Annotated in this window: 20 protein-coding genes and 1 other annotated feature (1 of these 21 cut by a window edge); of the genes, 2 read left to right on the top strand and 18 right to left on the bottom strand. The window is 35.8% G+C overall.

Annotation, left to right across the window (positions count from 1 at the left end; genetic code table 11):
• Window positions 1–21: a binding site (T-box leader), on the bottom strand; it reaches 212 nt to the left of the window's first position.
• Between the two features lie 75 nt (window positions 22–96).
• The 9 genes from LPC09_RS09260 to sigE form a co-directional block, all read right to left on the bottom strand.
• Window positions 97–603 carry a DivIVA domain-containing protein gene (locus tag LPC09_RS09260; protein ID WP_098796216.1) on the bottom strand — a complete coding sequence of 169 codons (507 nt, stop codon included), beginning with the start codon at window positions 601–603 and terminating at the stop codon, window positions 97–99.
• A 138-nt stretch (window positions 604–741) separates the two neighbouring features.
• Window positions 742–1,518, bottom strand: coding sequence for a YlmH family RNA-binding protein (locus LPC09_RS09255; RefSeq protein WP_098796215.1), 777 nt, complete (start codon window positions 1,516–1,518; stop codon window positions 742–744).
• A gap of 58 nt (window positions 1,519–1,576) precedes the next feature.
• Complete coding sequence (locus LPC09_RS09250; protein ID WP_098796214.1) at window positions 1,577–1,840, bottom strand: YggT family protein; 264 nt, start codon at window positions 1,838–1,840, stop codon at window positions 1,577–1,579.
• A 6-nt stretch (window positions 1,841–1,846) separates the two neighbouring features.
• Entirely contained in the window at window positions 1,847–2,305 is a 459-nt protein-coding gene (locus LPC09_RS09245; protein ID WP_141549661.1) for a cell division protein SepF, read from the bottom strand.
• A 1-nt stretch (window position 2,306) separates the two neighbouring features.
• The gene (locus tag LPC09_RS09240) at window positions 2,307–2,993 is read right to left on the bottom strand and encodes a YggS family pyridoxal phosphate-dependent enzyme (RefSeq protein ID WP_098796213.1); all 687 of its coding nucleotides are present in this window, start codon (window positions 2,991–2,993) and stop codon (window positions 2,307–2,309) included.
• 2 nt (window positions 2,994–2,995) lie between these two features.
• Window positions 2,996–3,832, bottom strand: coding sequence for a peptidoglycan editing factor PgeF (pgeF, locus tag LPC09_RS09235; RefSeq protein WP_098796212.1), 837 nt, complete (start codon window positions 3,830–3,832; stop codon window positions 2,996–2,998).
• 94 nt (window positions 3,833–3,926) lie between these two features.
• The gene (locus tag LPC09_RS09230; protein ID WP_098796211.1) at window positions 3,927–4,196 is read right to left on the bottom strand and encodes a YlmC/YmxH family sporulation protein; all 270 of its coding nucleotides are present in this window, start codon (window positions 4,194–4,196) and stop codon (window positions 3,927–3,929) included.
• Between the two features lie 256 nt (window positions 4,197–4,452).
• Complete coding sequence (gene sigG, locus LPC09_RS09225) at window positions 4,453–5,274, bottom strand: RNA polymerase sporulation sigma factor SigG (RefSeq protein WP_180320432.1); 822 nt, start codon at window positions 5,272–5,274, stop codon at window positions 4,453–4,455.
• 99 nt (window positions 5,275–5,373) lie between these two features.
• The gene (gene sigE / locus LPC09_RS09220; RefSeq protein ID WP_098796209.1) at window positions 5,374–6,093 is read right to left on the bottom strand and encodes an RNA polymerase sporulation sigma factor SigE; all 720 of its coding nucleotides are present in this window, start codon (window positions 6,091–6,093) and stop codon (window positions 5,374–5,376) included.
• Window positions 6,094–6,257: 164 nt separating this feature from the next.
• Between sigE and LPC09_RS09215 the strand changes: the two genes are divergently transcribed.
• Together LPC09_RS09215 and LPC09_RS09210 are read left to right on the top strand one after the other, a co-directional pair.
• Window positions 6,258–7,697: a DDE-type integrase/transposase/recombinase gene (locus LPC09_RS09215; RefSeq protein ID WP_098795475.1), complete on the top strand. Its 1,440-nt coding sequence runs from the start codon at window positions 6,258–6,260 to the stop codon at window positions 7,695–7,697.
• Between the two features lie 405 nt (window positions 7,698–8,102).
• On the top strand, window positions 8,103–9,542 hold the full coding sequence (locus tag LPC09_RS09210; RefSeq protein ID WP_231309455.1) for a DDE-type integrase/transposase/recombinase: 1,440 nt from the start codon (window positions 8,103–8,105) through the stop codon (window positions 9,540–9,542).
• Window positions 9,543–10,003: 461 nt separating this feature from the next.
• Here the strand turns inward: LPC09_RS09210 and spoIIGA are convergent, their stop codons facing one another.
• The 9 genes from spoIIGA to murG all read right to left on the bottom strand — a co-directional run bounded on the left by spoIIGA (window position 10,004) and on the right by murG (window position 18,823).
• On the bottom strand, window positions 10,004–10,936 hold the full coding sequence (gene spoIIGA, locus LPC09_RS09205; protein WP_231309454.1) for a sigma-E processing peptidase SpoIIGA: 933 nt from the start codon (window positions 10,934–10,936) through the stop codon (window positions 10,004–10,006).
• A 350-nt stretch (window positions 10,937–11,286) separates the two neighbouring features.
• The gene (gene ftsZ, locus LPC09_RS09200; protein WP_231309453.1) at window positions 11,287–12,432 is read right to left on the bottom strand and encodes a cell division protein FtsZ; all 1,146 of its coding nucleotides are present in this window, start codon (window positions 12,430–12,432) and stop codon (window positions 11,287–11,289) included.
• 44 nt (window positions 12,433–12,476) lie between these two features.
• Window positions 12,477–13,760 carry a cell division protein FtsA gene (ftsA, locus tag LPC09_RS09195; protein WP_231309452.1) on the bottom strand — a complete coding sequence of 428 codons (1,284 nt, stop codon included), beginning with the start codon at window positions 13,758–13,760 and terminating at the stop codon, window positions 12,477–12,479.
• Between the two features lie 162 nt (window positions 13,761–13,922).
• Window positions 13,923–14,288, bottom strand: coding sequence for a small basic family protein (locus LPC09_RS09190; RefSeq protein WP_098797953.1), 366 nt, complete (start codon window positions 14,286–14,288; stop codon window positions 13,923–13,925).
• Window position 14,289: 1 nt separating this feature from the next.
• On the bottom strand, window positions 14,290–15,021 hold the full coding sequence (locus LPC09_RS09185; RefSeq protein ID WP_331275797.1) for a DUF881 domain-containing protein: 732 nt from the start codon (window positions 15,019–15,021) through the stop codon (window positions 14,290–14,292).
• 52 nt (window positions 15,022–15,073) lie between these two features.
• Entirely contained in the window at window positions 15,074–15,778 is a 705-nt protein-coding gene (locus LPC09_RS09180) for a DUF881 domain-containing protein (RefSeq protein WP_098797963.1), read from the bottom strand.
• On the bottom strand, window positions 15,768–16,559 hold the full coding sequence (locus tag LPC09_RS09175) for a cell division protein FtsQ/DivIB (protein ID WP_098797954.1): 792 nt from the start codon (window positions 16,557–16,559) through the stop codon (window positions 15,768–15,770). Before LPC09_RS09175 ends, LPC09_RS09180 begins: the two co-directional genes overlap by 11 nt.
• Window positions 16,560–16,789: 230 nt before the next feature.
• Window positions 16,790–17,698: a UDP-N-acetylmuramate dehydrogenase gene (gene murB / locus LPC09_RS09170; protein WP_098797955.1), complete on the bottom strand. Its 909-nt coding sequence runs from the start codon at window positions 17,696–17,698 to the stop codon at window positions 16,790–16,792.
• Window positions 17,699–17,731: 33 nt separating this feature from the next.
• Window positions 17,732–18,823, bottom strand: coding sequence for an undecaprenyldiphospho-muramoylpentapeptide beta-N-acetylglucosaminyltransferase (murG, locus tag LPC09_RS09165; protein ID WP_098797956.1), 1,092 nt, complete (start codon window positions 18,821–18,823; stop codon window positions 17,732–17,734).
• Window positions 18,824–18,894 lie beyond the last annotated feature (71 nt).

Below are 18,894 nucleotides of genomic sequence, written 5' to 3'. Positions count from 1 at the left end.
TGTCCCTATCACAGTTATATTTAGTATTTGTATTATTAGAGCAAAAACATATCTATGTTTTCGTATTATATGCGATTGAAATTAAAAAAGTCAAGTTTAACTTTTGGATTCTTCTGTTTCTCCAAAAATAGGCTCAACCTCGTATTCTAATAAATGATCCCAATCATCATTTTTAAGCAGGTCGAGCTGTGCCTCTATAAGCATTTGGAAACGGGTTCTGAATACTTTTGACTGTTTTTTTAGCTCTTCAATTTCCATAGCAATTTTTCTTGATTTAGATAAGGATTCATTAATAATTCGATCCGCGTTTTTCTCAGCCTCTTTAATAATCAGCTTTGATTCTTTCTGAGCATTCCGCTTCACTTCTTCCGCTGCTTCTTGTGCTATAATGATCGATTTATTCAACGTTTCTTCAATATTAGTAAAGTGACCGAGTTTCTCTGTTAGTTCTGTAACACGAGATTCAAGCTCTTTCTTTTCTCTGATAATCATTTCATAATCTTTGATAACCTGATCTAAAAACTCGTTAACTTCATCTTCATCATATCCACGAAACCCTTTATTAAATTCCTTATTATGGATATCTAACGGTGTTAAAGGCACGGGTGCCACCTCCAATATGTAGTGAAATAGTTAATCCTTGTCAACATTATAAATCATATTTCGACAGGTTTGTTGAAATTCCTGTTTTTTCTTAAAATAATTTTATGTTTCAATCTTTTCTAAACTATTTCGGGTCATTTATTTTTGTTTATGAATGATAACTCTAAATCGGTCTTTTTTTGTTTTTCCTTCCATTGAAACGAGTTTACTCCTTCCAAAACCTCTGACTGAGAGAGTATCCCCTTCCCGGCATTCAAATGAGACCGAGTCTACTGTTTTCCAGTTCACTTTTACGAGTCCATTTGTAATTAACGGTTGAATCTTTTGTCGTGAAATAGTATAAATAGCTGAACAAACCACATCTAGTCTAAGAGAAGATACCGTTGTTACTATTTCCTGTACATCTTCAACATGAGGAATAAGTTTTTCTACATTCATTTCTTTGAGAGTAACTTTGGCTCGGCCAATCTCATGGAAATTAGCACGCAAATAATCGGCAATTTCACTTGCACACACAAATTGAACAACTTCTTCGTAAAATCGTATATCTCCGAATTTAGATCTCTTTAGACCTAAACTCATTAAAGAACCTAATACTTGTCTATGCTGTAAAGAAACAAATTTACTTGCATAATGAATTTCAAAAAGTGTTAACTGAAAATCCTCTTCAAGTGGCTGACAATAATCCGGATAAATAAAAGCTCTTTTTCTTTCGGTATCCTGAACACCACCAGAAAACATCACCTTTATATCCAGATTTTCACCTATTACTGATGCTACAATCTCTTGCTCGCGTGGATCTAAAAAATCAGTAAGCTTTGGGCTATATTGATTTAAAACAGTATCCTTCCACTCTAAAACTTGATCAATAAATTGTTTCTCTTCATTGCGAAAATGTTGATATATATGATCCATAACCCAACTCCAATATATTTCTTTACATAAATGAAAAAGAGGGACTAATTATAGTCCCTTAGCCAATCATTCTGAAGATCGAAGCAATTCCATACTGAGCAAATCGTAGAGCTAAAATTGCAACAATCGGTGAAATATCAATCATACCAAGTGGTGGAATAAATTTTCGGAAGGGCTCTAAGTATGGTTCACAAATTTTTGCTAAAAATTGCCCAAATCCTGATTCCCTTGCCCCTGGAAACCAAGAAAGTAATATGTAAACAATTAACGCATACGAATAAAAAGTAATTAATGTAGAGAGTAAACTAAATAATATACCCATGTTTGTCTACCACCTTTGATGATCATCTTCTGTTACTAATTCAGATATGGAGCCTGAAACATCAACATTATCAGGAGTACATAAAAAAATGTTCATTCCAATTCGCTGAATATCTCCACCAATTGCGTATACCGTACCACTCAAAAAATCAACAATTCTTTTCGCCTGATCTCTTTGTATACTTTGAAGATTAACAACCACCGCACGGCGATTCTTCAAATGATCTGCAACTTCTTGAGCTTCAGCATACACTCTTGGTTCACTTAAAACAACTTTAGAGGATTTTTGAATACTTTGCAAACTCACCACATTTTGCTTTGCTGGTTGAGATGGATGTTTAGCTGCCAAGGGTTGTTGTTGCTGTTGAGTTGTTTCAAACTCTTCATCATATCCCTCATTTTCATCATATTCATATTCTTCATCTTCTAATGCAAAAAAACTTTTAAATCTATTTTTGATTGACATCTTATACACCTCCAATTTCATTTCCAACGAGAGAAGTGCCAATTCTAATAAAAGTAGCACCTTCTTCAATCGCTATTTCATAATCATTAGACATACCCATTGATAATTCCATACAAGGCGCCGATAGGAGTTGTAATGCTTGTACATCTTGCTGAAGCTGTTTTAATCGTTTAAAACAGCCTCGAATAACATCATGGTCTTCAGTTAATGGTGCCATTGTCATTAATCCAATAATAATAATGTTAGGATACTCTGATAATGCTTGAATAAATTTTAAAACATCTTCTGGTGAACAGCCATGCTTAGCTTCTTCGCCGGAAACATTAACTTGAACAAAGCATTTAATAGGTTTTTGAGCACGCTTATCAATTTCTTTTGCTAATGAAAGACGATCTAACGAATGAATATAGTCAACTTTATTGATGATATTCCTCACCTTACGTGTTTGCAATGAACCGATAAAGTGCCAAATAGGACCTTCTCCTATATTTTCTATTTTTTCAATAAGACCTTCATCTCTGTTTTCTCCTAGATGTTTAACTCCAGCATCAAGGGCTTCCTTAGCACGTTGAACACTTACATACTTTGTTACAGCAACTACATGAACTTCATCTGCATTTCTACCTATTCGTTCACATGTTTTTTCAATTGTACTACGTATATTACGGTAATTTTCCTGCACGTTCATTTCTACAGGTGAGCCTCCTCATTTATTCCAATAAAGCTTAACATCCTACCTGTTTTTCCTTTGTCACGACGATGAGAAAAAAACAGTCCACTTTCACAACTTGTACATAAATCGGATGTTATAATATTTTCATCCGGTATACCCGCACTAAAAAGATAGTATTTATTAAGTAGAGGAAGGTTTAATTTGTATTGCCCCTCTGATACAGTGTTATAAGGCAATGGGTAATCTTTTAAAATATTCTTATCTATAGAGGATATCACTTTTTCGTCAACAATATAACAACAATCATTAATTGCGGGACCAATAGCTACTTTAATATCCTTTAGGTTTACTCCCTCGTCTTTATTCCACTTTATGATCATTTCACCAGCAATATTCTTTACTGTCCCTTTCCAGCCAGCATGAGCAAGACCAATTAAAGAATGTTCGGGAGCAATAAAGTATAAAGGCACACAATCTGCAAAACACAGAGATAACATGATTCCCTTTTCAGACGTGTAAATCCCGTCAGATGCAGTTAATCCATCTGTATATACACTTATTCCCTTTCCTTTGCTCTCTTTTGTCACTTTCTTTATAACATTGGAATGAACTTGTTCTGCAAAAACCCAGTTATCTAATGAAAATCCTAAAGCCTTTGCAAGTTGATCTCTGTTCTTTATAACAATTTCGGTTTGGTCGTTAACGTGAAGACCCAGGTTTAAAGAGGAAAATCCTTCAACACTATTACCACCGTTTTTAGTTGTAAACCCAACTGAAAGACCCTTTATTAAACCATCCCAGGGACTGACTGACAAATACATTTTATCTTCTAACTGAAAAGAGTTTGCTGTCATCATTGTTTCAACCTTTTATATTCGACATTAATTCGGTTCTAACGCTCTTTATTTTACCACATATTACCCGTTACGTTTAGCTTTCATTGACAATTTATTCATCTTGAGGCTCAATTTGTCGATTCATTCTCACTAAAATAACATCTTCCCCTATTTTTACTATATTTCGCCATGGAATGACGAATTCCTCGTCTTTTCCAAAAAAACCAAGCATTCTTCCTTGACCATTTATAATAATGGCTTGAATTTTTCCTGTTGTAACATTAATATCAAAATCTCCAATGTTACCCATCTTTTTTCCATCAGAAACATTAACAACATCTTTTGTTTGGAACTCGGATATATTCATTAACTTTACCCCCATTATTCAAATTCATTATCTATTAAATCATTCCTGTTTACATTTATAAGAAATCCCCTATTACATATCTATGTAGCTTATAGCATAAACTATTCAATTCGTTCAGATTTTTTTATGTCATACTTAAAATAGGTATACTACTGCTTGTTGCTGAAGTGATGGCTTAGATTCCTGAAGTGTAGTGAAGAAGTGGTAAGGACTTTACAGAATGAGCTGGGTAACAACTTACAAAATAAAAAGACTACTCAAAAGAGCAGCCTTAATTTTGGATATTTTTATTCATTTGTTTAATTGCAGCTTTTTCTAGACGAGAAACTTGTGCTTGAGAAATCCCTATTTCTTCTGCGACTTCCATTTGAGTTTTACCTTGGAAAAATCTCTTGCGTAGAATTAGCTTTTCTCGACTGTTAAGGCGTCTCATACCTTCTTTTAATGCTAATTCTTCAATCCACTGAATATCGCGATTTTTTTCATCACTTAACTGATCCATGACAAAAATTGGGTCTCCCCCATCATTGTAAATAGGCTCAAAAAGTGAAACCGGGTCTTGAATAGCATCAAGTGCAAATACAATTTCCTCATGTGGGACATCAAGTACTTTTGATATTTCCTCTGCGGTTGGCTCCCGGGAGGTCTCACTCATTAAACGTTCTCTTACTTGTAGTGCTTTGTAAGCGATGTCTCTTAAAGAACGGGAGACACGGATTGGGTTATTATCTCTTAAGTATCTTCGGATTTCTCCGATAATCATTGGTACAGCATATGTTGAAAATTTGACGTTCTGGCCTAAGTCAAAATTATCGATTGATTTCATTAATCCTATACAGCCAACTTGAAACAAATCGTCAACAAATTCTCCTCGGTTGTTAAATCGCTGGATTACACTAAGTACCAATCTTAAGTTGCCATTTACCAGCTCTTCTCTTGCTGATATGTCTCCGTTTTGCATTCGCTTAAATAGCTCTCTCATTTTCTCATTCTTAAGAACTGGAAGTTTAGAGGTATCTACTCCACAAATTTCAACTTTATTTCTTGTCACATCTTTCCCTCCTAACAGGAGTTGCTGTACAGTGTTAAGTATCTCCTGGACAGGAAAAAATATGCACAAGCTTTCAAGTTAAAGGGAGTAGAAACCGTCTAAATAATTGATATAAAAGGACTTTTTACTGAAAAAAATTTTTTAGACCATTTTATTAAATTCTTTTTGCAGCCTTTTAATAATACGCTTCTCAAGCCTGGAGATATAGGATTGAGATATGCCTAACATATCTGCCACATCCTTTTGAGTCTTTTCTTCACCACCAAGCAATCCAAATCTTAATTCCATAATTTGTTTTTCTCGGTCATTTAATTGATGTAGTGCTTTTAAAAGTAATTTTCTGTCTACATTTGCTTCAAGATCCTTTGTAATAATGTCATCTTCTGTACCTAAAACATCTGATAATAGTAACTCATTACCATCCCAATCAATATTTAAGGGTTCATCAAAAGAAACCTCTGAGCGTAATTTGTTATTTCTTCGTAAATACATGAGTATTTCATTTTCTATACATCTTGAAGCATATGTAGCTAATTTTATTTTCTTTTCCGGGTTAAATGTATTAACTGCCTTAATCAAGCCAATCGTACCAATACTGATTAAATCTTCTATATTTATTCCTGTATTTTCAAATTTACGTGCAATATAAACAACCAATCGTAAATTTCGTTCAATTAAAATTGATCGAGCGGCTTGATCACCTGAAGGTAGTTTTTGTAGCAAAACTTCTTCTTCATCTTTAGAAAGAGGTGGTGGTAATGCTTCACTTCCACCAATGTAGTATACCTCATCAGATTTAATCCCTAGTTTAATTAATAACTTATACCATAAGTATGTTAGCTGTAACTTTAATTTTTTCATTTTCCTCCCCCTTCTAAAATATGCGTATTGTCAAAACTTCTATAAGAAATAGGTTATAAAATATCTCCATAGAGGGCTTTATAGGCAAAAAAATTGCCACCCCCTAAATTCTTTGGATAATTGAGGTTACCACACACCCAACAACCAAGAATGGAAGTGACAATTTGTACCCTCAAATTATAACCTATTTATTAACTTTTATAAACTATCAAGAACAACTCATTCGAACATTGCTTACTTTATTGATTGGTAAAAGCATGTTCGATAAACCTACTGAACAGCCCGTAAATAAACCTTATCGAAAACTTCAAGTGGATGACCTTCCGGTCATTGAAGTTCTAGAACAGCTTGATTATCGAGTTCTTCTTAGTGAATATCTAGAGAAGAACGGGAAAGCTCTCAAACCTGTTCAAAGGCGTAAGAATGCAAAAGTTTCCGTACCTAAAGCCATGAACTGTCCAAAGTGTGGTGCTCCATCGGATTATCTTTATGCCAACAATGGAGATAAAGGTCAGTATCAATGCAAGGTGTGTACAGAACTTTTCAGTGAAAAGAACCGTTACTCTAAGGAGGCCATCCTGAAGTGTCCTCATTGTTCCAAGACTCTCGAGAAAATAAAAGAAAGAAAAGATTTTCACGTGTTTAAGTGCAAGAACAATGACTGTTCTTATTATCAAAAGAAGCTCAATGGGATGACTTCAAAAGAAAAGAAAAGGTTCAAAAAGGACCCTCAAGCATTTAAATTGAGATACATTTTCCGTCAGTTTTATATCGATTTCCAGCCGTTATCTAAGGAATCACCAGAACTGCCGGCCGTGGACTTATCAAAGATTTATGCATCCCCACATACATTAGGATTGATCCTAACCTATCATGTAAACTATGGCCTTTCGGCCCGTAAAACAGCTGCGATTATGCAGGACGTACACGGAGTGATGATTTCACATCAGACTGTATTGAACTACGAAAATAGCGTAGCTTTATTACTTAAACCTTATGTGGATCACTATCCCTATGAACTTTCAGACCAATTCTGCGGTGATGAAACGTATATCAGAGTAAACGGTCGATGGCATTATTTATTTTTCTTTTTTGACGCCGTGAAAAAGATTATTCTTTCGTATCCGGTGTCGCCTAATCGAGACACAGCAACAGCCATTCGAGCAATTGATGAGGTCTTAATCAAGATGAAAGAGATTCCAGAAAATCTGACCTTTGTGGTAGACGGGAATCCAATCTATCTTTTAGCCCAACATTTCTTCGCTCAACATGAGATTTTATTCGATGTGAAGCAGGTCATTGGATTAACCAATGAGGACCCTGTTTCAACCGAATATAGACCAATGAAACAAATAATTGAGAGACTTAACCGCACCTTTAAGGGCAATTATCGCTCCACTCATGGATTCGGCTCTGAACATGGTTCCATTTCATACGTCACCTTATTTACGGCCTACTTTAACTTTTTGCGTCCGCATGCCGCCTTAGAAGGAAAAGTGCCCGTAGTGAATCCAGAACTCAAGGGGCTTCCAACAATGCCAGCACGTTGGACAAAGCTCATTGGATTAGCACAACAATGGATAGTAGAACAAAGACAAGCCTAACTTTTTGTTTAGCTGAGCCCTTAAGCTAATTCAGCAATCGGCGGAGCGAACTCTTGACAAACCGAACTTGCCAATGGTTTAAAATGGAAACAACCAAGGGCTTATTTGGTATGCCTTCTTTTGTTCCCTTCGCCCTTGTTAAACAATCCACAAACCATTGGCGTGTTTGTCAAGAGAGATTGCGGCGCATCTCCATCCAGTAAATAGGAGAGAAGCTAACCCTTTAGGTAGTTTTCATAAATCTTTTGACACTACCAAAATATGCGTATTGTCAAAACTTCTATAAGAAATAGGTTATAAAATATCTCCATAGAGGGCTTTATAGGCAAAAAAATTGCCACCCCCTAAATTCTTTGGATAATTGAGGTTACCACACACCCAACAACCAAGAATGGAAGTGACAATTTGTACCCTCAAATTATAACCTATTTATTAACTTTTATAAACTATCAAGAACAACTCATTCGAACATTGCTTACTTTATTGATTGGTAAAAGCATGTTCGATAAACCTACTGAACAGCCCGTAAATAAACCTTATCGAAAACTTCAAGTGGATGACCTTCCGGTCATTGAAGTTCTAGAACAGCTTGATTATCGAGTTCTTCTTAGTGAATATCTAGAGAAGAACGGGAAAGCTCTCAAACCTGTTCAAAGGCGTAAGAATGCAAAAGTTTCCGTACCTAAAGCCATGAACTGTCCAAAGTGTGGTGCTCCATCGGATTATCTTTATGCCAACAATGGAGATAAAGGTCAGTATCAATGCAAGGTGTGTACAGAACTTTTCAGTGAAAAGTACCGTTACTCTAAGGAGGCCATCCTGAAGTGTCCTCATTGTTCCAAGACTCTCGAGAAAATAAAAGAAAGAAAAGATTTTCACGTGTTTAAGTGCAAGAACAATGACTGTTCTTATTATCAAAAGAAGCTCAATGGGATGACTTCAAAAGAAAAGAAAAGGTTCAAAAAGGACCCTCAAGCATTTAAATTGAGATACATTTTCCGTCAGTTTTATATCGATTTCCAGCCGTTATCTAAGGAATCACCAGAACTGCCGGCCGTGGACTTATCAAAGATTTATGCATCCCCACATACATTAGGATTGATCCTAACCTATCATGTAAACTATGGCCTTTCGGCCCGTAAAACAGCTGCGATTATGCAGGACGTACACGGAGTGATGATTTCACATCAGACTGTATTGAACTACGAAAATAGCGTAGCTTTATTACTTAAACCTTATGTGGATCACTATCCCTATGAACTTTCAGACCAATTCTGCGGTGATGAAACGTATATCAGAGTAAACGGTCGATGGCATTATTTATTTTTCTTTTTTGACGCCGTGAAAAAGATTATTCTTTCGTATCCGGTGTCGCCTAATCGAGACACAGCAACAGCCATTCGAGCAATTGATGAGGTCTTAATCAAGATGAAAGAGATTCCAGAAAATCTGACCTTTGTGGTAGACGGGAATCCAATCTATCTTTTAGCCCAACATTTCTTCGCTCAACATGAGATTTTATTCGATGTGAAGCAGGTCATTGGATTAACCAATGAGGACCCTGTTTCAACCGAATATAGACCAATGAAACAAATAATTGAGAGACTTAACCGCACCTTTAAGGGCAATTATCGCTCCACTCATGGATTCGGCTCTGAACATGGTTCCATTTCATACGTCACCTTATTTACGGCCTACTTTAACTTTTTGCGTCCGCATGCCGCCTTAGAAGGAAAAGTGCCCGTAGTGAATCCAGAACTCAAGGGGCTTCCAACAATGCCAGCACGTTGGACAAAGCTCATTGGATTAGCACAACAATGGATAGTAGAACAAAGACAAGCCTAACTTTTTGTTTAGCTGAGCCCTTAAGCTAATTCAGCAATCGGCGGAGCGAACTCTTGACAAACCGAACTTGCCAATGGTTTAAAATGGAAACAACCAAGGGCTTATTTGGTATGCCTTCTTTTGTTCCCTTCGCCCTTGTTAAACAATCCACAAACCATTGGCGTGTTTGTCAAGAGAGATTGCGGCGCATCTCCATCCAGTAAATAGGAGAGAAGCTAACCCTTTAGGTAGTTTTCATAAATCTTTTGACACTACCAAAATATGACAGTTGCGTTTTTCTCCCCTGATCTCTTCCTTAAATTCATTATTTTAACAAATTGGCTTATTGCCAAATCCTAATGACGTGAGCCATATTTTTCTATACTATCAACCATTAAACCTTTTACATTCTGATAGTATAAAAAATCTTATACCTGGCGTAATAAATAAATGGAACCGGAGTAAGATAGAAGTAGGTAATTTTACGAAACATTTTGGATTGATGGGCCTTGAAGCATTTTCGGATGAACGATACATTGATATTCATCCTCTGAAGACAGAGCAGTTCGATTTAACCCAACAATTGTCTTTTGTACCTTGATTTTTTCACTATTTGTTTCTATCCACACTTCATCTGGCTTAAATCCTAATAAAAACTGATTCTCTTTTCCTACCACACGATAAGGTATAATCCGAACCCGATGCTCCCATTCGTGACCTTCTTGTTGATCGTCAGTCATTGCCTTCATCACATCATCTTGCAGCGCATGGTGAACGAGTTGTTCAGGAATATAGTCCTTAACTTTCTGAGTATCTAAAATCATAACAGGACTACGAGTAATCGGATCAAACAGTTGATTTCCACTATCAACCAGCCCCTTTAAGGTCATTTGAGTTGAATCTACCTTTATCTTAACAGTCACCAATTGTTCGTAATGAATTTTTTTTGCTTCAAAGCCTTCTAAACTATTCCTTGCAAACATCCACAAAACTGGAAATCCAATAAGTACAAATAACCAGCTGATTGGGTGTCCAAAGCCAGTTGAATTAGTCATTAAGATTCCGTCTAAATAAGAGATTTCTGCCTGTAAAAAATAATGAACACCGATCATTCCACCACCTACTAGAAAAGTGACAAAATAAAAGGTGAAAAGGCCATGAAAAAAATAGCGAAATCGTTTAAAGCCAAATGCCAACAAGACCATTAAAATAGAGATACTCATTTTTCCAAGAGGATGTGTAGAGATAAATGCTAAAGGGCTAAACATCATAATCACGATACTTGAGCCTAATAGTGCCGCAAGAAGAATTCTTATTTTCATTATTTTCCTTTTCAATGCAATGGCTGTTAAAACAAGTAGAAACAAATCAAAGGAAAAGTTTAAGAGCCAAATAACGTCTAAATAAATAGACATCTGTTACTCCTTTCCCTTCTGTTTTAATAATAGTCCTTTGTACTCTGACTCTGTCTTATATTACAATTCAAAGCTTCTGGACCTGTTGCATTAAGTATAAATCCTAAGAAATAGGAAGTCTGTCATTTAGTGCCGATAGAACGTAAGAATTTTTGAAAGATTATTAGAATTTTTGTCGACTAAATTATAAGAGTCATAGTCTAGGTTCACAAAACAATTAGTAGAAAAAGAGATACTTGAAAAAAAATATGAGGAAAATCAAACTTAATTGACTATTCTAGGTTTCTATTACATCTTTTATCATTCAAAATAAAAAGAGTGCTAAATTTTCATTTAGCACTCTTTTTGGTTTATCTACGTTTATTACGGTTACGTAAGAAGGTCGGAATATCAAGCGTTTCTTCTGGTTGTTGTGTATTAGTACGAGTTGGTGCTTCTTGTACCGGTTCCTCTCGATGACTCTCACGTTTTGGTGGAACTTTTGTTAACGTATTACCGTTATTAAATTGACGAGTATTCGGTTGTTTTAAAGGACTAATTTCTTGTTCTGTAAAACCAGTTGCAATAACTGTAACAATTATTTCATCCTTTAGGTTTTCATTAATAACAGAACCAAAAATCATGTTTACATCTTGATCAGAAGCAGTAGCTACAATATCAGCTGCCTCTTGTACCTCATATAAACTTAAATTCATTCCACCAGTAATGTTCATAAGAACACCCTGAGCACCGTCAATTGATTTCTCTAATAGTGGGCTGGAAATAGCTTTCTTAGCAGCTTCTGCAGCACGATTTTCTCCAGTGGCTACACCAATTCCCATTAAAGCAGATCCTCTATTTGACATAATCGTCTTTACATCTGCAAAGTCAAGGTTTATTAAACCTGGGGTAGCGATTAAGTCGGAAATACCTTGAACCCCTTGACGAAGAACATTATCTGCTTCTCTAAACGCTTCAAGCATAGGTGTATTTTTATCAACAATTTCAAGTAAACGGTCATTTGGAATCACAATAAGTGTATCCACTGACTCTTTCATTGAAGAAATACCGCCAGCTGCTTGCATTTGACGTTTACGTCCTTCAAATGTAAACGGTCTAGTAACAACACCGACTGTAAGAGCACCTAAATCTTTAGCAATTTGTGCAATAACAGGTGCTGCTCCAGTTCCAGTTCCGCCGCCCATTCCAGCTGTAACGAATACCATGTCAGCTCCTCTTAAAGCTTCTTCAATTTGCTCTCTGCTTTCTTCAGCAGCTTTTTTCCCTACTTCAGGGTTAGCACCAGCACCTAGTCCTCTTGTAAGCTTCGATCCAATCTGCATCTTCACTTCTGCTTTAGATAAGTTTAATGCTTGTGCATCCGTGTTAACTGCAATAAATTCTACACCTTGTACACCGTGCTCTATCATTCGATTAACAGCGTTATTACCACCGCCACCAACTCCAATTACTTTGATGGTAGCCAAGCCGTCAATATTCGTATCAAACTCCAACATGCAAAATCCTCCTAATCCATCAAATGACTTCTAATAGATGTAAACTATTCAAAGAAGTAGCCAAAAAATTTCTTCACTTTATTTACCTTTTTATCTTCTTGTTGTTGCTGAGGTTTTGTACGCTGCTGTTGCGGTTCCTTTGTTGCTGCTACTTCTACAGCATCAACAGTAACGTTTGAACCTATTTTTCTACCTTGAATTTTCGCATTCTTATATGCAAATTGAATCAAGCCTACACCCGTCATATATTGAGGTTCTCTGACACCAATATAATCCGGACTTGCAATTCTTACACTATTCTGAAGAACAACTTGTCCTAATTCAAGTACTCCGGGCATTCTAACTGTACCCCCGGTTAGAACAAAGCCGCCAGGTAATTCTCCAATTCCTAATCTTCTTAGCTCATGTAAGATAAGCTCATATAACTCTTCTAAACGAGCTTCAATAATGTCCGCAACTTCTAATTGGTTAAAAGTTCTTTTCTGATCTGATCCAATAACTGCTGCTTCAAAAATTTCATCCTCTGAAGCATGATCATAAAAGGCATGTCCATATTTTAGCTTTATACGTTCCGCTTCATCGGTAGTTGTACGAAGACCTATAGACAAATCTTTCGTAATGTGCTCACCACCGACAGGCAAGACAGTCGATGCAATCAGGTGATTTTGTTCAAACACTGCAATTGTAGTGGATCCCCCACCGATTTCAACTAGTGCAACACCCAGGTTTTTCTCATCTTTTGATAATGCAACAGATCCTGCAGCTAGAGGTTGTAAACAGATATCAGTTATTTCAAGGCCTGCACGCTCTACACAACGCAATAAATTATGTAAGATCGTTTTAGATCCAGTAATAATGGTACCTTCCATTTCCAAACGAACCCCAAGCATTCCTCTTGGATCATTGATTTCATCTAGTCCATCTACAATAAATTGTCTTGGAATAACATCGATTATTTCTCGTTCAGGTGGAATTGAGATCACTTGAGCAGCTTCAATAACTCGTCTTACATCTTCATTTGATATTTCTCTATTCTCACTCGAAACAGCTACAACTCCGTGGCAATCCTGTAATTGTACATGATTTCCTGTAACACCTACTACCACTCTCGTTAAGGAGATTCCAACCATTCTCTCGGCCTGCTCAACCGCTTTTTTTATAGAATGAACTGTTTCGTCTATATCAACTATAGACCCTTTTCTTAATCCTTCTGATTTTACATTACCTACACCAATAATGTTTAAAGCATCATTCGTCATTTCACCAATAATTACTTTAACACTGGATGTACCGATGTCAAGACTTACAAATAGTTCATTGCTGTTCATTCTAAGGCACCTCCCCATCTATCACTTTCTATTCTATTCTTTGCAGAACAACATGACAATGAATCTAGTTTTACAGGTTTGTAACAAAAATTTTATTTAAATATTTGCTTGATTTCTGCTTTACTAGTGTTTATTCGTCAAATACTTAATTTTTCCTTTTTATTATTCAATTTTTTTCATTTTTTCCCTAGAATTTGACCATTTCGTAATAAGAATCCTTCTTATTACTGCTATATTTTGAAATAGCCTTACTCCAAAGGCAAACATTGCTACTAAATACAAGTCTACACCAAGATGGACACCTAGAAAAGCTAAACTTGCAGCTAAAATGATGTTAAAGAAAAATCCAGAAACGAACACCATTTCATCATAGATATCCTGAAGATGTGCACGAATTCCTCCTAACAGTGTATCAAGTGCTGCTAAAATTGCAATTGATAAATAGTTGGAATACTCAGGGGGAATACGCAACTCCGATACTAGACCTAAAAAGACACCGAGAATTAGTCCTAAAATTGGCAGCCACATATTATTCTCCCCCTTTTTCTGATGATTCTACAGGTTTCATATTCCGAACTCGAATTGGATCTTCATAAGGAGGAATCGTTAACTGTTCAATTGGGTCTGATATCGTTAACTTAAGATTATCTATAGCAAAATCTTCATCAGTATTCGAAGCATTCATTCTGTTATAAAGCTTGTCCACATTATCTGAAATGACGTTTATCTTAATAGGAAAACTGTTTAAGCTAAAATTATCCATCTTGGTCTGACCATTGATATCTCTTATGACAGTCGAATTAATAACCCTTCTGCCTTCTATTGAGATTTCTTTCGCTCCATAAGAATTGAGTTCATTAATTAACCGTTTTAAAAGCTCTGGTGAAATATTTTGTATTTCAACTCCAAGTAATTCTTCTGAAAACAATCGATCAATTGTAATTGTTATGCCCTCTCCAGAAATTTCGGTTAAACCAACTTCTTCCTTTAAAACTGCCAAGGTCTCTTTTAAGGCTGTTTCTGGATTCGAATTTTCTTGCTTCTTATAAGACTCAATAATTTCATCATATTTTCGTATCTCATTAAGAAGCTCCGCTTGAAGTTGTTGCTCTTTTTTTAAATCTTCCCTAAGTTGCCACATATCACGCGTATCTCTTTCCACTGGTTCTTTAATTGTTTGAAACTGAATTCCAAGCATTAAACCAAAGATCATTGTTAGCAAAGCAAAACTAAGACCCTTTTTCCAACTTTTTTGTTTCACACCAACCACCTATCTAAACAATAATCCGTTAGTGAAACATCGTATTACTTTCCTATGATGAAGCTTTTTTTTCTTGTAGAAGTGGCTCCATCTTAATATTTTCTAGTTTTTCTAAAGTTACCACAACATTATCATAGGAAAGCTGATCTACAATTCCACCAGTAATATTTAATGCAGGTAATAAAACATTTGGGTCCCCAATCGCAGATATAACAAAAGGTGCAGGGAACTGATTTCCATCAACTGTCACAACTGGTCCATTGCAATATATATACGAATGACTTGATAACCTTTGACCGTTAATTGAGATAGCATCTGCTCCCGAGATATAAAGTTCATTAATAACACTAAACAAATGACTCTCATGCACAATATAATTGTTTACATTTTCTCCTTCAGGGACGTAAGAGGAATCTTCTAATGTTACTTGTATCCCTTTACCTTGAACTGCTATATCACCAACATACATGCGATACTTTTCAACATCTTCTACAAGATTGTAGTACACCTGTTTTTCATCCTTTAGAGATTCTTCAATTTCTTTCACTTCTTCTTGTTTTTTAAAAAGTTCTTTTTGGAGATCTCGGTTTATTTCTTCTTTTGAAATAAGTTGTGACCTAATTTCATATTCTTTATCCCATTGTTCGGTTGTTATCTCTTGGTTTCGATTACTTTCCTTTGTCAGCTGATAAGAATATGAAAACAGAAAACCTGCAACTAAGAGAATGAGAGAAAAAATCACATAACTACCCCTCAGTTTCATCTTGAGCTTCATCCCCCTCTTCCTTAGACTCTATTGGTGTATAAGATTCAAAATAAGAGCCTACTTCCAGATGAATGATTCCTTTACTGTTCTCGTCCAGCTGACTTACAATTTTAGTGTAAGTATTCATTTTCTTTGAGAATGTACGAACAGATGCCATTACTTCATAACCATCATTCATATAAAGATGAACTAACCAAGGATCTGTTTTATTAGGAGCATGATGAATTTCTGAAATTGAGTTTAAGATACTGGGAGATAATTTTTTCAACTCATTTATCATCTCATTAACATCTTTCTCTTGTTTCCAGTTTATCAGGACTGGTGCATCTGCCGGTACTTTCACAGTACGGTCCTTCAGAACTTGTCCATTTTCTAGAATCGGCTTAAATACACCATTCTCTTCCAGATAAGCAATACTGTCATACTCATCAACCTGCAAGACAATATGGTTAGGAAACTTTTTTTCCACAGTGGCTTGTTTTATTTGTAAATGGTCCTCAATCAACTGACTAGTCTTTGTTGTATTGATATTCCAAAACCCATTAGAAGTTGTAATTTTACTCATTTCAATGATCTTTTCCGACTCAACATGTACATTTCCTTTTACTGTTATACTTGAGACTTTACTTAAGGGAGACTGAAAATAGATAACAAGTAAAATTAATAGAAAAAAGATTGAAAGGAATGAAATAAGTCTTCGATTAGTCTTCTGTTTTCGCTGCTGCTGTAGTTTTGGTATGCGGTCTTCTAACGAAACAACCTTTTTCTCCAATCGTTTTCACCCCACCCTAGTAGTTCCCTCTAGGTAGATTTCTTGCACAATGTTATGGCAAATCATCACAGTATGTAAAGTAATAAAATTAATCCTATTTAAAAAGATTTTCCCCACTTACACACTGAAACGGCATTTAAAAATGCCGTTTAAGAATAAACTAAAATTGTTCAGCAATTTTTATAAAGACATTATAACACAATAAAAGGAAATAATGGGGAGTAATGTGACTATTTCCGACCTATTATTTCAACTTCAGTTTCCATTGTCACATCATACTTCTCAAGAATCGTTTCTTTAATATATTTTATTAAATCCAATACATCTTGAGCAGTTGCTCCTCCAGCATTAACAATAAAATTACCATGCATTTCTGAAACTTTAGCACCACCGATTTGATATCCTTTTAGACCCGCTGCTTCAACTAATTGACCTGCATAACTAGGAAGTGGGTTCCTGAAGATACTCCCTGCGCAAGGATAATTCCAAGGCTGTGTTTCTCTTCTGTAATCTTTGTTCTTTTGCATGATCGCAACAATTTCTTCTTTTTCACCCTTTTTAAGTTGTAGAACTGCTTCTATACATATACCTGGTCTTTTCGTCTGAAGAATTGAAGTTCGATAAGAAAACTCCATTTCTTCATTTGTCAGCCATTCCATCGTTCCATCTTCAAATAACACTAGAGCTTTCAAAAGAATTTTTGACATGTCTGACCCATGTGCCCCTGCATTCATATAAACAGCTCCACCTATTGAACCAGGAATACCACTGGCAAATTCCAAACCTGATAAACCCTTCCTACTAATGAGTGTTGCAAGCTTTACAATGGAATATCCCCCGCCAACGGTTAATACATCTTCATCTAACTCAAAGTGATCGATTCCAGCTCCAAGCTTTACTACGACCCCTTCTATTCCTTTATCTGAAACTAGAAGGTTAGAGCCCCTTCCTACCACTGTCCATTTAGCTCCATATTCTTTTATTATTTTTATCGCCTTGCTCAGGCTTTCACTGTCTCTAGGTTCCAATAGAATATCTGCAGGGCCACCTATCCTTATTGTTGTATGCTTTGCTAAAGGTTCATCTACAAGAACTTTCCCAATTTCTGCAGTTGTTAATGCCTCATATAACGTAGTCATAATTTACCTCCTCAGGTCAGTTTATCTCTGTTGTTACTTAGAAAGTTCCTTTAGGACTGAATAAAGTCTTAATGCAGCATCAGGAATACCTAATTTCTTTGATGCCTGCTTCATTTCTTTCAATTTAAATTCATTAAGTAAGACTCCGTCAATTTCCGTAAGTAATTTATCACCATTCAATTCTTGCTCCTTTAGCATAATTGCTGCATGATGATCACTTAACGATCTTGCGTTTACTTCTTGATGATTAGCCGTTACATAAGGGCTTGGAATTAATATACTAGGCAACCCCAATGCTGTAATTTCTGCAAGAGAGGTAGCTCCGGCTCTCGATACAATTAAGTCCACTGCCGCTAATACTTCCGGCATATTGTGTATAAATGGTTTTATGATCAAGTTCTCAGAACTGTTTCCTTTTTTTACTTCATTCATTACTTTTTCATAATGTACTTCACCAGTGACATAAACAATTTGATATGGCTTTTCAGCAAGAGATGGAATCATTTCTAAAACAGCATCATTAATAGCTTTAGCTCCCCTGCTTCCCCCGAAAATCAGCACTGTCTTTTTGTCTTTAATCAAACCGACTGAATGTCTCCCTTTATCTGCATCTTGACCCAGCACCTCTGAAGCACGTGGATTACCGGTTAATACAACTTTATCTGCAGGAAAATGTTTTCTCGCTTCTTCAAAACAGATGGCGACTTTGTTAACATATCGAGACAAAAACTTATTTGTTATGCCAGGTAAACTATTTTGTTCATGAATAACTGTTGGAATCTTCATTTTAGCCGCCGCATAAACAACAGGTCCACAAACATATCCTCCTGTTCCAATAACAACATCTGCATTAAACTCTTTTAAATATTTTTTACTAACAGAAACTGCTTTAAGAAATCTCGTAACAGTTTTCACATTTTCAATGGAGATCTTTCTTTTAAATCCGGATATTTCTACAGATTTAAATGGTATGTTGGCTCTGTTTACAATATTTTGCTCAAGTCCATTTTCTGTACCAATATATAGAAATTCTACATCTGAATGATGTTTTTTAATTTCATTTATTAAAGCCAGTGCTGGATAGATATGACCACCAGTTCCGCCACCACTTACAACTACTTTCATACTTGTTCCCCCATTTTGAATGGATTTCTTATTATAAAATGTACGTACTCTCAACTACTAGGTTATAAGTA

It is taken from the genome of Metabacillus sp. B2-18 (assembly GCF_021117275.1).
GTDB lineage: Bacteria > Bacillota > Bacilli > Bacillales > Bacillaceae > Metabacillus.
The sequence above is the reverse complement of the archived record's forward strand: the minus strand, read 5'-3'. Positions and strand labels throughout refer to the sequence as shown.